This is a genomic window from Roseisolibacter agri (assembly GCF_030159095.1).
In the GTDB taxonomy this organism is placed as follows: Bacteria; Gemmatimonadota; Gemmatimonadetes; order Gemmatimonadales; family Gemmatimonadaceae; genus Roseisolibacter; species Roseisolibacter agri.
In genome coordinates this window covers 133,506-147,724 of record NZ_BRXS01000001.1, presented here as the reverse complement: position 1 = coordinate 147,724, position 14,219 = coordinate 133,506, and the positions used below count along the sequence as shown (strand labels likewise).

General features: G+C 75.1%; 15 protein-coding genes. 11 read left to right on the top strand and 4 right to left on the bottom strand.

Features of this window, described 5'->3' with window-relative positions:
- The first annotated feature begins 163 nt into the window (after nucleotides 1–163).
- Complete coding sequence (locus tag rosag_RS00710) at nucleotides 164–448, top strand: hypothetical protein (RefSeq protein ID WP_284348071.1); 285 nt, start codon at nucleotides 164–166, stop codon at nucleotides 446–448.
- On the opposite strand, the gene rosag_RS00705 is transcribed toward rosag_RS00710, so the two are convergent.
- A complete protein-coding gene (locus tag rosag_RS00705) occupies nucleotides 419–1,045 on the bottom strand; it encodes a prephenate dehydratase domain-containing protein (RefSeq protein ID WP_284348070.1) in 627 nt (208 codons plus the stop codon). The two genes, rosag_RS00710 and rosag_RS00705, sit on opposite strands and share 30 nt — an antisense overlap.
- Nucleotides 1,046–1,198: 153 nt before the next feature.
- Between rosag_RS00705 and rosag_RS00700 the strand changes: the two genes are divergently transcribed.
- The 7 genes from rosag_RS00700 (at nucleotide 1,199) to rosag_RS00670 (ending at nucleotide 8,987) form a co-directional block, all read left to right on the top strand.
- The gene (locus rosag_RS00700) at nucleotides 1,199–1,939 is read left to right on the top strand and encodes a c-type cytochrome (protein WP_284348069.1); all 741 of its coding nucleotides are present in this window, start codon (nucleotides 1,199–1,201) and stop codon (nucleotides 1,937–1,939) included.
- A gap of 282 nt (nucleotides 1,940–2,221) precedes the next feature.
- Nucleotides 2,222–3,286 (top strand): 3-deoxy-7-phosphoheptulonate synthase, encoded by a 1,065-nt coding sequence (gene aroF, locus rosag_RS00695; RefSeq protein WP_284348068.1) that lies wholly within the window; start codon nucleotides 2,222–2,224, stop codon nucleotides 3,284–3,286.
- A complete protein-coding gene (locus tag rosag_RS00690) occupies nucleotides 3,283–3,573 on the top strand; it encodes a chorismate mutase (protein WP_284348067.1) in 291 nt (96 codons plus the stop codon). The genes aroF and rosag_RS00690 overlap by 4 nt, the downstream gene beginning before the upstream one ends.
- Before the next feature lie 381 nt (nucleotides 3,574–3,954).
- The gene (locus rosag_RS00685; protein ID WP_284348066.1) at nucleotides 3,955–4,275 is read left to right on the top strand and encodes a PadR family transcriptional regulator; all 321 of its coding nucleotides are present in this window, start codon (nucleotides 3,955–3,957) and stop codon (nucleotides 4,273–4,275) included.
- On the top strand, nucleotides 4,275–6,947 hold the full coding sequence (locus rosag_RS00680) for an ABC transporter permease (protein WP_284348065.1): 2,673 nt from the start codon (nucleotides 4,275–4,277) through the stop codon (nucleotides 6,945–6,947). The genes rosag_RS00685 and rosag_RS00680 overlap by 1 nt, the downstream gene beginning before the upstream one ends.
- Nucleotides 6,948–7,406: 459 nt before the next feature.
- Nucleotides 7,407–8,474 carry a lysylphosphatidylglycerol synthase domain-containing protein gene (locus rosag_RS00675; protein ID WP_284348064.1) on the top strand — a complete coding sequence of 356 codons (1,068 nt, stop codon included), beginning with the start codon at nucleotides 7,407–7,409 and terminating at the stop codon, nucleotides 8,472–8,474.
- 90 nt (nucleotides 8,475–8,564) lie between these two features.
- Entirely contained in the window at nucleotides 8,565–8,987 is a 423-nt protein-coding gene (locus rosag_RS00670; RefSeq protein ID WP_284348063.1) for an SCP2 sterol-binding domain-containing protein, read from the top strand.
- Nucleotides 8,988–9,374: 387 nt separating this feature from the next.
- On the opposite strand, the gene rosag_RS00665 is transcribed toward rosag_RS00670, so the two are convergent.
- From rosag_RS00665 to rosag_RS00655, 3 genes are read right to left on the bottom strand one after another with little or no spacing between them, the layout of a single operon-like run.
- Complete coding sequence (locus tag rosag_RS00665; protein WP_284348062.1) at nucleotides 9,375–9,899, bottom strand: DinB family protein; 525 nt, start codon at nucleotides 9,897–9,899, stop codon at nucleotides 9,375–9,377.
- Nucleotides 9,900–9,930: 31 nt separating this feature from the next.
- A complete protein-coding gene (locus rosag_RS00660; protein ID WP_284348061.1) occupies nucleotides 9,931–10,155 on the bottom strand; it encodes a hypothetical protein in 225 nt (74 codons plus the stop codon).
- 31 nt (nucleotides 10,156–10,186) lie between these two features.
- The gene (locus rosag_RS00655) at nucleotides 10,187–10,792 is read right to left on the bottom strand and encodes a DUF1003 domain-containing protein (protein ID WP_284348060.1); all 606 of its coding nucleotides are present in this window, start codon (nucleotides 10,790–10,792) and stop codon (nucleotides 10,187–10,189) included.
- A 114-nt stretch (nucleotides 10,793–10,906) separates the two neighbouring features.
- Between rosag_RS00655 and rosag_RS00650 the strand changes: the two genes are divergently transcribed.
- Genes rosag_RS00650 through rosag_RS00640 form a run of 3 tightly spaced genes read left to right on the top strand, consistent with a single transcriptional unit; the run spans nucleotide 10,907 to nucleotide 14,216 of the window.
- Nucleotides 10,907–11,797: a ferritin family protein gene (locus rosag_RS00650; protein WP_284348059.1), complete on the top strand. Its 891-nt coding sequence runs from the start codon at nucleotides 10,907–10,909 to the stop codon at nucleotides 11,795–11,797.
- Nucleotides 11,794–12,489 (top strand): hypothetical protein, encoded by a 696-nt coding sequence (locus rosag_RS00645; RefSeq protein WP_284348058.1) that lies wholly within the window; start codon nucleotides 11,794–11,796, stop codon nucleotides 12,487–12,489. Before rosag_RS00650 ends, rosag_RS00645 begins: the two co-directional genes overlap by 4 nt.
- Before the next feature lie 20 nt (nucleotides 12,490–12,509).
- On the top strand, nucleotides 12,510–14,216 hold the full coding sequence (locus tag rosag_RS00640) for a serine hydrolase domain-containing protein (RefSeq protein WP_284348057.1): 1,707 nt from the start codon (nucleotides 12,510–12,512) through the stop codon (nucleotides 14,214–14,216).
- Nucleotides 14,217–14,219: the final 3 nt, after the last annotated feature.

Below are 14,219 nucleotides of genomic sequence, written 5' to 3'. Positions count from 1 at the left end.
CCCCGACCGCAGGTGCGCTGAGCCCATCCGTGCAAGTGCGCTCATGACAAGCGCTTGGCAAGCCGACACTGAAGGGGACCCACGGTCGCCATCGTGCCATTCCCGTGGGTGCGCCGCGAACAGATTCCGAAGCGGCGTGATGGTCCCCCGCAGGAGGATGCCCGTGCCCGTACGACTCGTCGACGCCAGTGGAGTGGAGTGGGAGGTCTGGGAGCTCGCGCCCCGGCCGGTCCTCGCCGACGCCCCGCCGACGCCGCGCTTCGAGGCCGCCATGCACGACGGCGGCTCGTGGCTCTGCTTCGAGTCGGCCACGCAGCGCCGGCTGCTGTCGCGCTACCCCGCGCGCTGGCACGCCATGCTGCCGCACGAGCTGGAGGCGCTGTGCCAGGCGGCCCGCCCGGAGCGGCCGCCGATGGCGTCAGCCGCCCGCGCCGGGCGCGCCTGGTAGGATCTCACCCGAAGCTGCATCCGACGCGTCCGCGCGCTCCGCGCGGCGCGTCACCACCACGAACCGCGTCCAGTTGTCGGCCAGGTCCTGGACCTCGGCCGCCAGCACGACCAGCCCCCAGCGCTCCGCCGCCAGCCGCGACGCGAGCGCCCCCACCGCCGGATCGCCCGCGCGCGCGACGTCGCGCGCGGCGCCCGCGGTGTCCCACCACGGCTCGGCCACCAGATCGGGGTGCGCGCGCAGGAAGGCGCCGCACTGCGCGAGCGCGACGGGATGGCTGCGCACCACGCGCACCGTCGCCGTCGTCGCCCCCGGCAGCGCCAGCAGGCAGAGGGCGATCGGCTGCGTGACCTCGCCGACGACGCGCAGCAGCGTCGCCCGCTCGCCCAGCGCCGCGCGCGCCTCGGCCACCAGCCCGGCGATCCGGTTCTCGACCGGGAGCACGGCCGCATCCGCCTCGCCGTGCACCACGGCGTCCAGCACGGCCGCGAACGTCCCGCGCGGCTCGGGCTGCGCGTCGGCGCGCCAGCGCAGCACGGCCTCCTCGCCGAAGGCGCCGGGAGCACCCTGGAAGGCGACGCGGGGAGAGGAGGTCATGCGGGGATGATACTGCGAGCGGCTGCGTGCTGCGTGCTGCGTGAACGGCCCCGGGATGCCCCTCACGCAGCACGCAGCACGCAGCACGCAGCCCTTGCGATCCGCTGCGCCGTGACGCATTGCGTAGGACCCCACTCCCTCCATCGAAAACGCATGCGTCGACTCGTCGTCACCGCCCTCGCCATCTGCGGGCTCGCCACCGCCGCCATGGCCCAGCCGCCGCAGGCACCGGAGCAGAAGCCGAAGAACCTCAAGGTGCTCCCGGCGGACATGCCGATGCGCGCGGTGCGCGACACCATGGCGTCGTTCACGCGCGCGCTCGGGGTGCGGTGCACGTACTGCCACGTCGGCCGGGAGGGGGATCCACCGAACACGTACGACTTCGCGAGCGACGAGAAGGTCGAGAAGCTCAAGGCGCGCGAGATGCTGCGCATGGTCGCCGCCATCAACGGCGAGCACCTGTCGAAGGTCCCGCAGCGCAAGTCGATCGCGGTGTCGTGCATGACCTGCCACCGTGGGCTGGCCGAGCCGCGGCCGCTGCAGCAGGTGCTCCTCTCGGCGTACGAGGCGGGCGGCATCGACTCGGCGGAGGCGCGCTACCGCACGCTGCGCACGCAGTACCTCGGGCGCGCGGCGTACGACTTCGGCGAGACGACGCTGGCCGACGTGGCGGCGGCGCTGCGCGCGCAGAACAGGCTGCCCGATGCCGTGCGGCTCCACATGCTCAACACGCAGATGCTGCCGACGTCGGCGTTCGCGTTCCGGCAGGCGGCCGGCGCGCAGCTCGCCGCGGGCGACACCGCCGGCGCGCGCGCGAGCCTCGAGAAGGCGCTCGGCCTCAACGCCAACGACCAGCAGGCGCGGCGCATGCTCGACGCGCTGAAGCCCAAGTGAGCGTACGCGACCGCGCCGTCGTGCTTGACGCGACGCGCCTCCGGCCGTAGCCTGCCTTCCATGACGCCGCGCCTCGACGCCCGCCTCGCTCGATTTAGCTATCCGCGCCCCTCCAGGGTCCGCGGCCGAGCCGGCGTGCGCGCGTAGACGCGACGCGACCGTTCACTGCGCCGGGGCCCGTGGAGCTGCATCCACGGGCCCCGGCGCTTTTTCGCGCCCCGCGCCCGCCCCGCCGGCGCCGCGCGCTCCGGCACGGTCGCCCACCATCAGCCGGAGCCCGCCATGCTCGTCGTCACCACGCCCGACATCACTCCCGCGCAGCTCGACGCCATCCGCGAGCACGTCGAGGCCGCGGGGCTGCGCACCCACGTCATCCGCGGCGAGCAGCGCATCGTCGTCGGCTGCATCGGCGACGACGCCGCGCTCGTCGAGGACGGCCTGGCCGCGATGCCCGGCGTCGAGTCGGTGACGCCGGTGCTCAAGCCGTACAAGCTCGCCGCGCGCGAGTTCTCCGCCGGCCCCACGCACGTGCGACTGGGCAGCGCCGCGCGACCGGTGATCGTCGGCGGCGACGCGCTCACCGTCATCGCGGGCCCGTGCTCGGTGGAAGGCGAGGCGATGCTGCTCGAGACGGCGCATGCCGTGCGCGCCGCGGGTGCGGTCGCGCTGCGCGGCGGCGCCTTCAAGCCGCGCACGTCGCCGTACGCGTTCCAGGGGCTCGGCCGCGAGGCGCTGGTGATGCTGGCCGAGGCGCGCGCGCGCACGGGGCTGCCCGTCGTCACGGAGGTGATGGACCCGCGCCTCGTGGAGCTGGTCGCGGAGCACGCCGACGTGCTGCAGATCGGCGCGCGCAACATGCAGAACTTCGCGCTGCTCTCGGAGGTGGGGCGCGTGCAGCGTCCCGTGCTCCTCAAGCGCGGCCCCAGCGCGACGATCGCCGAGCTGCTGATGGCGGCGGAGTACGTGATGGCGCAGGGGAACCGCGACGTGATCCTGTGCGAGCGCGGCATCAAGGGCTGGGACCCGGCGACGCGCAACACCTTCGACGTCGCGGCGGTGCCGGTGCTGAAGGCGGAGACGCACCTGCCCGTGCTCGTCGATCCGAGCCACGCGGCGGGGCGCGCGGACCTCGTGCCCGCGCTCTCGTGCGCGGCGCTCGCCGCGGGCGCGGACGGCCTGATCATCGAGGTGCATCCCTCCCCTGCGGAGGCACGGAGCGACGGCCCGCAGTCGCTCGACCTGCCGGCGTTCGACGCGCTGATGGCGCGCCTGCGCCCGTTCGCCGCGGCGGCGGGGCGCACGCTGCCCGCCGCGGAGCTCGCGCAGGTCGCGGAGGTGGCCGCATGAGCACCGACGCGGGCGAGGCCCCGGCGGCCGCGCTCGCGCGGCTGCGGCAGGAGATCGAGGCGGTGGACGCACAGCTGGTGGCGCTGGTGGCCGCGCGCACGCGCCTCGCCGCCGACATCGGCGCGGCGAAGCGCGCGCTCGGCCGTCCCACGCTGGACCCGGTGCGCGAGGCGGCGGTCGTGCGCCGCGCGGCCGAGCTGGCGCGCGACGCCGGCCTCGCGGACGAGGAGGCCGTGCGGGCGATCTTCTGGCAGCTGATGGCGCTCGCGCGGCGCGCGCAGGAGTGACGAAGCCTGCGAACTGCTCCAGACAGGATGACAGGATGACCAGGAGGCTCCGTGTGGCGCGATGTCCATGCGCCGGTGCGGAGCCTCTTCGTCATCCTGTCATCCTGTCGGATGCCGCTCGCTGTTCAGGGGCCGGCGCGCCGGACCTGTCGGCCTCTCGGAGGGATGCGGATGCTCCGGATCACGACGGATGCTGCGGGTCGCTCCGCACCGGCGCATGGAGCGTCGCCTCCAAGGGGAGAGATCCGCCTGATCCGCTCCGATCCGGAGCATCCGCATCCCCCAAGAGATGAACGGGGTCGGGCGTGCTCGGCGCAGGCCACGCAGCCCGCTTCACGCGGCCTCGAAACCCTATCTGCGCGGCGCACGTAGTCCCCACCCATGCGCCCCATCGAGTTCGAGATCCTGCTGTCCCTCGCCGCGGGGACCCGGCACGGCTACGCGATCATCCAGGACATCGAGGCCCGCGGCGACGGGGCCGTCCAGGTCGAGACCGGGACGCTCTACCGGGCGCTCCAGCGGCTCGTCGAGCAGGGGCTGGTCTCGCCCACCGCGCCGCGCGCCGACGCGGACGACGACGAGCGGCGCCGCTACTACGCCATCACGGCCGACGGGCGTCGCGCCGCGTCGGCCGAGGCGGCCCGGATGGCCGCGCTGGTGGACCGCGCGCGCGCGACGCGGCTGATCCCCGGGAGCACCTGATGCCGTCCAACACGCCGCGCGCGCCCTGGTGGACGCGCGCCTACGACCTCGCCCTGCGCGCCTTTCCCGCCGACTTCCGCGCGCACTGGGGCGACGACATGCGCGTGACGTTCGCCGATCGCGTCGCGCATGCGCGCGCCGCCACCGGCCGCACGCCATGGCCCCTCCTCGCCCGCGAGCTCGCCGACGTCTGCATGACCGGCTGCCGCGAGCGCCTCCGTCCCTCCGCTCCGAGAGCGCGCATGCTGCACGCGCAGGACGTCCGCTACGCCTTCCGCCTGCTCGCGCGGGCGCCGGGCTTCACGCTCCTCACGCTGCTGGTCCTCGCGGGCGGGCTGGGGTTGAGCACCTTCACCTTCTCCTTCCTGCACACGGCGATGCTGCGACCGCTCCCGCTGAGCGAGGGCGAGCGCGTCGTGCGCATCGATCCGCAGGTCGCCGGCCGGCAGCAGGCGATCGACGCGGTGGACGTGGCGGCACTGCGCGACGCGTCGAGCGGTACACTGCGCACCATTCGGGAGACCGGCGCGTACGCGGGCCGCGAGGTCGTGCTGGGCCGCGACGAGGGACGGCGCATCGTCGGCGCGACGGTGGCCGAGCCGGCGCTGTTCACGGTGGCGCGCACGCCGGCGCTGTACGGCCGCGCGATGGTGGCCGCGGACGCCGACGCGGGCGCGGAGCCGGTGATCGTGCTCTCGCACCGCCTGTGGACGGCGGCGTTCGGCGCCGACCGCGCGATCGTCGGCCAGCACGTGCCGGTCGACGGCGTGAGCACGCGCGTGATCGGCGTGATGCCCGAGCGCTTCGGCTTCCCGGTCGCGTCCGAGGCGTGGGTGCCGATGCCCGCGAGCACGCTGGCGACGACGCAGCCCGGCCTGCAGTCGGTGCGCCTCGTCGGCCGTCTGGCGCCGGGCGCCACGCACGATGCGGCGGCCGCCGAGGTGGGGCTGCGCCTGCGGCGCGCGATCGCGGCGCGCGACACGTCGGTGCGCGGCGAGACGGTCGCCGCGCTGGTGGAGTCGTTCCCCGCCGCGCAGTTCGGCGAGGACCGCGCGCTGATCTTCACGGCGCTCAACGGCGTCGCGGCGATGATCCTGCTGCTCGCGCTCGTGAACGTCACCAACCTGCTGATCGCGCGCGCCAACGAGCGCATTCGCGAGACGGCCGTGCGCCTCGCCCTCGGCGCCTCCACCGGGCGGCTGGCGATGCAGGGGATGTGGGAGACGGTGATCCTCTGCGTCGGCGGCGGCATCCTCGGCACCGCGGGCGCGGCGTGGGGCCTAGCGGCGATCACGCGCTGGACGCGCGCCAACATGGAGGAGAACCTCGCCTTCTGGTGGGTGTGGCGGATGGACCACGTCACGCTGCTCTGCGCCGGCGCGTTCGTCACGCTCGCGATCGCGGTGCTCGGCGGCGTCGTGTCGCTGCGCACCACGCGCACCAACGTCCGCGAGGTGATGCAGGACGGCAGCGCGCGCTCCGGCTCGCGGCGCGACGGGCGGCTGTCGCGCATCCTCGTGGGCCTGCAGGTGACGACGGTGACGGTGCTGATGTTCGCCGGCGTGATGGCGGGCGTGATGGCGCAGCGCGTCGTGACGCTGGACGCGGGCTTCGACACCGCGCGCCTGCTGCAGGGCGGCATCGCGCCGCCGGTGGCGCGCTACGGCACGCCCGCGCAGCGTGCGGCGGTCTACCGCGACGTGCACGCGCGCCTCACGGAGCAGCCGGCGCTCGACGGCGTGCTGCTGCGGCGCACGCTGGCCGAGCAGCCCTCCGAGGCGGGACGCTTCACCTTCCGGGACGCGCGCGCGAACGGTGTGGCGCCGAGCGCGTTCGTGGTCGCGGCGCTGGGCGACTTCGCCACCATCGGCGTGAAGGTCGTGGAGGGGCGCGCGCTCGTCGCGAGCGACGATGCGGAGCATGCGCCGGTCGCGGTCATCAGCCGCGCGCTCGCCGCGAAGCACTGGCGCGGGCGCTCGCCGGTCGGCGACCAGCTGCGGCTCCTGGGCACGGGCGACACGACGCGCTTCCTGACGATCGTCGGCGTCGCGAGCGACGTCCCGTACGGCAACCCGCTGTCGCGCGACCGCAGCGCCGAGGCGGTGTACGTGCCGCTGCAGCAGACGGACGCGGAGTACGCGCCGTTCCTCGCGCGCTACCGCGAGAGCGAGGTGGCGGGCCGCCAGGCGCTGCTGCAGGCCTTCGCGCAGGTGGATCCGCTGCTGGTGCCGGACACGGTGCAGCCGTTCGCCGAGGTGCTGGCGCGGCTCGGCATGATCGCGACGGCGACGTCGAAGCTGTTCGCCGCCTGCTTCGCGTTCGCGCTGCTGCTCGCGCTGGCGGGGACGTACGGGCTGATGTCGCGCGCGATCGGGCTCCGCACGCGCGAGATCGGCGTGCGGCGCGCGCTCGGCGCATCGGAGGGGAGCGTCGCGCGGCTGCTGCTGCGGCAGGGCGGCCGGCAGCTGGGCGTGGGGACGCTGGCCGCGGCGCCGATCCTGGCGGCGATCGGAGCGGGCTTCATGTACGCCTTCCCGATCAGCGGCTGGCTGACGCTGACGGCGGGCGCGGTGGTCTCGGCGTCGGTGCTGTCGCTGGTGCTGGCGGCGACCTCGGTGCCGATCCGGGCGGTGCTGCGGGTGACGCCGCGGATGGCGCTGTGGCGGGAGTGAAGGCGGCGGGCCGCGCGCGGCGTGCCGCGTGCTGCGTGCTGCGTGCCCTTCGAACCACCGACGGGATGACACGATGACCAGGAGGCCCCCTGTGGCGCATCGTTCCATGCGCCAGCGCGGAAGCTCTTCGTCATCCTGTCATCCTGTCCGATGTCGTTCAGGGCCCGGTGCGCCAGCGCCTGTGGCCTGTTGGAGGGATGCGGATGCTCCGGACGGAGACGGATGCTGCGGATCGCTCCGCGCGGCGGCGAGGTCCCGTGCGCTCCGAGGAGCGATCCGGACGATCCGTTCCGATCCGGAGCATCCGTATCCTCCCCAAATGCCAACGGTCCGGCGCACCGAGGCGCCCCGAGGCCGGCCACGCAGCTCGCCGCACGCGGCCGGGGCTCTCCCGCCCCACCGGCCGCCCCTTCGCTAGTTTCCCTGGCCCACCCCCAGCCGCCCCCGCCCCGCCGTTCGTTGTCGCCGCTCCGCTGGCTCGTCACCGCCCTCTCGTTCGCCGCCACCATCGGCGCCTCCGTCTACGTCGTCTGGAGCAGCTGGCCCAGCGACGGCGCGAGCGTCGCGCTGCCGTGGCTCGCGCACCTGCTGGGCGGCGGGGCGTTCGTGCTGGAGACGCTGTCGCGCGCCTGGAAGATCCAGCTCAGCGCGCGCGCGCTGCACCTGCCGCTGCGCTTCGGGACCGCGCTGCGCGTCGTCCTGGGCGGCGACTTCGGGGCGGCGATCACGCCGGCGCGCTCGGGCGCGGAGCCGGCGCGCTACCTGGTGCTGACCGAGGCGCGCGTGCCGGCCGCCGGCCGGCTCCTGATCCTGTTCGCGGAGCTGTTCCTCGAGATCCTCTCGCTGGCCGTCGTCGCGATCGCGCTCGCGCTGCTGTTCCGCGGCGGCGGCCGCGCGCTGACGGGGATCCAGGGGCTCGTGGGCGGCTACGCGGCGTTCGTGATCGGGATCGGCGTGGCGGGGATGGCGCTGGCGCGCCGCAACGCCAACGGCCCGCCGCCGCGCTGGGCCGCCGCGGTGGGCCTGCACGCGGGCCGCTGGCGCACGATCCAGCGCTCGCTGCGGCAGCTGCGCACGAGCGTGGCCGGCGTGCGCGAGGCGCGCCTGGGGATGATGACGCTCGCGCTCGTGGCGTCGATCGCGCACGTGGTCGCCCGCGTGCTCGTGCTGCCGGGCCTCGTCTTCGGCGCCGTGCTGGCCGGCCAGGCGACGATGCAGGTGACGCGCGCCACCGCCGCGCCGCTCGTGCTCTGGCCGCTCGCGCTGCAGTACGGCGGCGTGGTCGCGCCCGCGCCGGGCGGCGGCGGCTTCATCGAGGCGGCGTTCGGCGCGACGCTCAGGAACGCGATCCCGCCGGTGCTGTTCGGCGCGTCGCTGATCTGGTGGCGCGTCTACACGTTCTACGCCTACGTGCTGCTCGGCGGCCTCGCCGCGGGACGCACGGTGCTCCACGCGCTGCGCCGCCGCCGCGATCCGTCGCACGCGGCGTCGCGCGAGTCGGAGGAAGCCGCCGCGCACGTCGCCTGAGCACCGGTGCTCCGCCGTTCCGTTCCACGCACCATCGTCTCCCGCGGTTCCGTTGTCCGCGGTTTCGTTCTCCGCACCATCGATCCCGACATGCACCGCCCCTTCTCCCAGCCCTGGGCCGACGCGTTCCGCGACGCGATCAACGCCGACGCCGACTACCGTGCCGCCGCCAGCGGCTGGACGTGGCCCGTCGCGCTGCTGCTCGATCCCGCGGACCCCGCGCTCGGCTATCCCGAGCCGGTCGCCGTGCAGGTCGCGCTCGACCGCGGCACGGCGAGCGACGCCCGCGCCCTCGCCGGCGACCAGGCCGACGCCGCCATCGTCCTCGGCGCCGACTACGCGACGTGGAAGCAGGTCGTGCGCGGCGCGCTGGAGCCCGTGAACGCCGTCGTGTCGGGGCGCATCCGCCTCGTGCGCGGCTCGCTCATGACGCTGATGATGCACGTCAACGCCGCGAAGGCGCTGGTGGCGTGCGCGGCGCGCGTGCCGACGGCGTTTCCGGACGAGGCCTGAACCACGGGTGCGGGCTGCGGATCCTCTGGCTCCATGCCGTCGGCCGCCGCCATCGCGCCCGGGCTGTTGGCCTTTGGAGAGGATGCGGATGCTGCGGATCACGACGGATGCTGCGGATCGCCCCGCGCGGCGGTGACGCTCCATGCGCGACACGGGGCGATCCGAATGATCCGTTCAGATCCGAAGCATCCGCATCCTTCCCAAGCGGCACATGGGGTCCGGCGCGCTCGCCCCGGAACGACATCGGACAGGATGACCGGATGACGAGGAGGCTCCGCACCGGCGCTCGGAGCAGCGCGCCACGCGGAGCCTCCTCGTCATCCTGTAATCCTGTCCACTCGTGCCGTTGGTCGTTCGGACCCGCGGCCCGCAGTCCGCAGCGCTCGACTACTGCTCGTCCGCCGACGGCCCGTAGATGCTCGGCACCGGCACGTCGAGCAGGCGCAGGTAGACGGCCAGCTGCCCGCGGTGATGCGCGATGTGGCTGAGGCCCAGCGAGCGCAGGAGCGTGCCCTTCGGGCCCTGCAGCAGCACGTGGTCGCCCGAGCGCAGCGTCCACGACTTCGCCAGCGCGTCCCAGTCGGCGCCGTCGACGACCGCCTGCATCTGCGCGGCGCGCTCGTCGAACACGCCGAGCACCTGCTCCGTGGTCTCGAACGGGACCGGCACGTACTCGCCCTTCGCGAAGTCCAGCTGGTCGGTCTTGAGGATCGCCATCGCGAACGCCGGCAGCTCCGCGAGGTGCGCCGCGAGGCGGCCGAGCGACATCGACTTGGCGTGCGGCTTCCAGTCGGCCTTGTCGGCCGGGACGCGCTCGAGCAGGCGGCGCGTCGTGCGCAGCTCGTTCGCGAGGTCGGCGAACATCAGCTGCGAGGGCGTGGTCGCGGGCGTCGGCGCGGCGGTCGTGGTCATCGGAGAGGTCGAGGCGGGAGGTTCGGACGCGTCAGCGCGGCGCCTCGGGCGTCTGCCCGGCGCGACACGCCACGCACAGGATCGGGCGCTTGAACTCGTGCACCATGCGGCGCCACCACGAGCCGTGCAGGTGGCGCGCGCAGAGGATGCGGCGGCAGCGCTCGCAGGTGCCGCCCGTCATGAGGTCGAGGCGGGCGCCGCAGGCGTCGCACTCCGTCCCCAGGTCGGTGCGGCGGAGGAATCCATGCTTGAACACGCGCGCAATCTACACGCGCCCGGCGCGCCGGTCAGTCGTCGCGGCCGGCGGCCCGCTCCTCCGAGTCCTCCATCCGCGTCAGCACGACCTCGGGGCGGATGTCGCGCGCCAGCTCGTCGAGGGCGGGATCCTGCGCCTGCGCGACGCCCATGCGCCGCGCCATCTCGCGCACGAGGGTAATGAGCTGCGTCACCTCGTGCTCGGCCAGCAGCGAGATCTGGAGATCGAGGTCCGCCCGCTTGTCCGCCTGCGCCTGCATCCGGTTCTGCGAGATCAGCACGAAGGTCGAGAGGAAGATCGCCTCGACCGAGGCCGCCATCGCCAGCACGGTGAAGCTGCGGTCGAACGCCGGGATCGCGGGGATCCAGCCGACGTTGACGACGATCCACGCGCCGAACAGGACCAGGTGGATGTAGACGAACGTCAGGCTGCCGGTGAAGCGCGTGATCGCGTCCGCGGCGCGCACCTGGCTCCCGCGCCGGGCGTCGTCGGCGCGGCGGCGCTCGAGCAGCGCGGTGATGTTGCGCTCGACGACCGCGGCGACGTTGGGCGGCTCGACGCGGTCGTGCGCGCGGCGCTCGGGAGGCGGCGCGCCGTCGGGGCGGCCGGGCTCCCGCGGAGGCGTGGGGGGCGGCACGCCGGTCGGGCGGCGCAAAGGACACGCCCCGGACGCCCGGAGCCCCGGAAACCCGCACGGCCCGGATTCGTGAGGTGGCTGGCGCCCGCGCGCGCCGGCGCGGATGTTCGGGCCATGCCGCTCACCGCCCCACAGGCCCGCTCCCGCTACTTCGCGCTCTACCGCGGCGCGGCGCGCCTGGCGTGGGACCCGGCCGCGATCGACCTGTCGCGCGACCGCGCCGACTGGCGGCGCATCCGCGGCGAGCATGCGGCCGAGCGCTACCCGGAGCAGATCGCCCGGCTGTGCGCGCTGTTCCACGAGGGCGAGGAGAGCGTCACGCGCACGCTCGCGCCGTACGCGTCCGCGGTGGCGCGCGCGGGGCTGGGCGTGGACCTCGAGCTGCATCTCGCCGCGCAGCTGTACGAGGAGGCCCGCCACTTCGAGTTCTTCACGCGCTACTTCGCCGAGGTGCTCGACGGCGAGGGCCCGACGGGCGAGGACGCGATGGCGGGCGCGCCGCGGGCCGTGCTGGTGGACGACCTGCAGGCGATCAGCGAGCGGCTGCGGCGCGAGGACGATCCCGCACGCCTCGGCGACCTGCTCACCGAGGGCGTGACGCACTACATGGGAGTCGTCGAGGCGATGCTGGCACGCACGGGATACGAGGGCGCGCACGCGGCGCTGACGGCGCGCGGGTGGCTGCCCGGCCTGCAGGAGGGGTTCCGCCTCATCCGCCGCGACGAGGGACGGCACGTCGCGTTCGGCATGCTCTGCGTGCGCGACCTCGTGGCCGCCGATCCGCGGCGCGCGGCGATCGTGCACGCGACGTTCGCGCGCCACCTCCCGAACGTGCTCGCGACCGTGCAGGGCTTCGCGGAGTACGAGCACCTGCTGGTGGACCTCGGCGCGCTGACGGCGTTCGCGATGCGCGCGTGCCGCCAGTTCCTCGCCGCCGCGGGGCTCGGCGATCCGTCGGACGCGGCCGCGTTCGAGCGGGAGCTGGACGCGGCGGTGCAGGCGTGAGGCGCGTGCGGGCGGCCGCACGACTGGCCGGAATCGCCGCACTGCTCGCCCTCACCGACACCGCGCATGCGCAGCCCGCGCGTGCCGACGCGTCGACCGACGGCTTCTGCTGGCGCGGGCGCCCGCTGCCGCGCTGCCGCGCGTTCGCGCTGTTCGAGCTCGGCTACTTCGAGGCGCTGGCGACCACGCGGCTGCGCGAGCCGTCGCCCTTTCCCGGCGCCGCCGACCGCGACGAGCCCTCCTTCGGCCGGCAGCTGAGCTGGAGCGTCGGCGCGATGCGCAACCTCGGCGCGGGGACGGCCGTCGGCGGCGCGGTGATCGGCGGCGCGGCGCTGAACCAGGGCCCGTTCGTCGCGGGCACGGTGCGCTGGCGGCGCTGGACGGGTGCGTCCACGAGCCTCGAGCTGGCCGGCGGTCCGGGCGCCGCGCAGGTGGCGATGCCGTTCGTCGCGTCGTCGACCGGCTACCAGGGCGACGTCTGGCGCCCCGCGGCGGTCGCGGAGGCGCGCGCCAACCTCGCGGACCTGGCGGCCGTCTCGGTCCGTGGAGTCGTCGTGCCGCGCGCCGGCGGCCGCACGCACGGCGCCGTGTTCGTCGGCGCATCCACCGGCTCCACCGCCGCCGTCATCGGCACCGCGGGACTCGGCATCCTCTTCGGCCTCGCGATCGCCGCGCTCGGGAACGCCTACTGACTCTCTCCCGCGTCATCACCATGCGTGCACTCACCTCCCGCCCGTCCCGCGCCGCGACGGCGCTCGTCCTCACGACGCTGGCGACCGCCGCGCCGGCGGCCGCGCAGTCGGCGATCCCCGACTCGCTCGTGCGCCGCGTGGACGCGGTGTTCGCGGCGTACGGTCCCACGACGCCCGGCTGCGCGGTCGCGGTGCGCCGCGACGGCGCGGTGGTGCTGGAGCGCGCGTACGGCTCCGCGGACCTCGAGCACGACGTGCCCTTCACGCCCGCGACGGTCAGCGAGGCGGGCTCCGTCACGAAGCAGGTCGTCGCGCTCGCGACGCGGCTGCTGGAGCAGGACGGCAGGCTGTCGCTCGACGACGACGTGCGCCGCTGGGTGCCGGAGCTGCCCGACCTCGGCGCGCGCATCACGCTGCGCCACCTCATCCAGCACACGAGCGGGCTGCGCGACCAGTGGGCGCTGATCGACCTGATGCACCCGCGCGCGCAGCAGGTGGTGCAGACGGGGAGCGAGGTCGTGGACATCCTGACGCGGCAGCGCGCGCTCAACTTCGCGCCGGGCACGCAGTGGCTGTACAGCAACAGCGGCTACGCGCTGCTCGCGCTGGTGATCGAGCGCGCGAGCGGCCAGCCGCTGCCGCGCTTCGCCACCGATCGCATCTTCAGGCCGCTCGGCATGTCGCGCACGCAGTTCCGCGACGACCACACGCGGCTGGTGAAGGGGCGCGCGATCGCGTACGCGGGCACCCCGCAGCGCGGCTTCCGGCTGGAGATGCCGGAGTACGGCGTGGTGGGCAGCGGCGGGATGCTGACGACGGTCGGGGACCTGATGCGCCTGGAGGCGAACTACGAGAGCGGCACGGTGGGCGGCCGCGCGCTCGTGCAGGCGATGAGCGACAGCGCGCGCCTCGTGGACGGCCGGCGCATCCCGTACGCGTACGGCCTCACGAACGGCACGCATCGCGGCGTGCGCACGATCGCGCACGGCGGCGCGACGGCGGGCTACCGCGCGTACCTGCTGCGCGCGCCCGAGCACCGCGCGGCGGTGACGCTGCTCTGCAACGTCGCGACCGCGGACGCCGAGGGGCTGGCGCTGCGCACGGCCGACGCGGCGCTGCCGGCGGTGTTCCGCGCCGACGCGCCCGCGCGCCCCACGACGGCGCGCGGCGTCGCGCGCGCGGCCTCGACCCGCGGCCTCTCGCCCGCGCGCGCCGCGGCGCTGGCGGGGCTGTGGCGCGACTCGACGACGGGCGAGGTGCTCGCGCTCGCGGCCACGCCGGACGGTCAGCTCGTGCTCGGCGGGCCGCTCGCCACGGCGGGCGACACGCTCGCGCCGGTCGGCGACGGCCGCTTCACCGCGCGCCGCGGCGAGGTGCGGCTGACGCCGGACGGCGCGCCGCGCCTCACGCTCGACGCGCGCGACGGCAACCGCCTCACCTTCACGCCGTCGGTGGCGTGGCGCCCCGACGCCGCCGCGCTGGGCGCGCTGGCCGGCCGCTACGCGAGCCCGGAGGTGGGCGTGACGTACGCGCTCGCGCTGCGCGGCGACACGCTCGTCCTGCGGCGTCCGCGCTTCGCCGACGCGGCGCTGCGGCCGCTGGTGGCGGATGCGTTCGCGGCGGGCGCGCTGCGGATCGAGATCGTGCGCGACGGCGCGGGCCAGCCGTCGGCGCTGCTCGTCACCAACGGACGCGCGCGGCGGGTGCGGTTCGAGAAAGTCGAGTAGCGG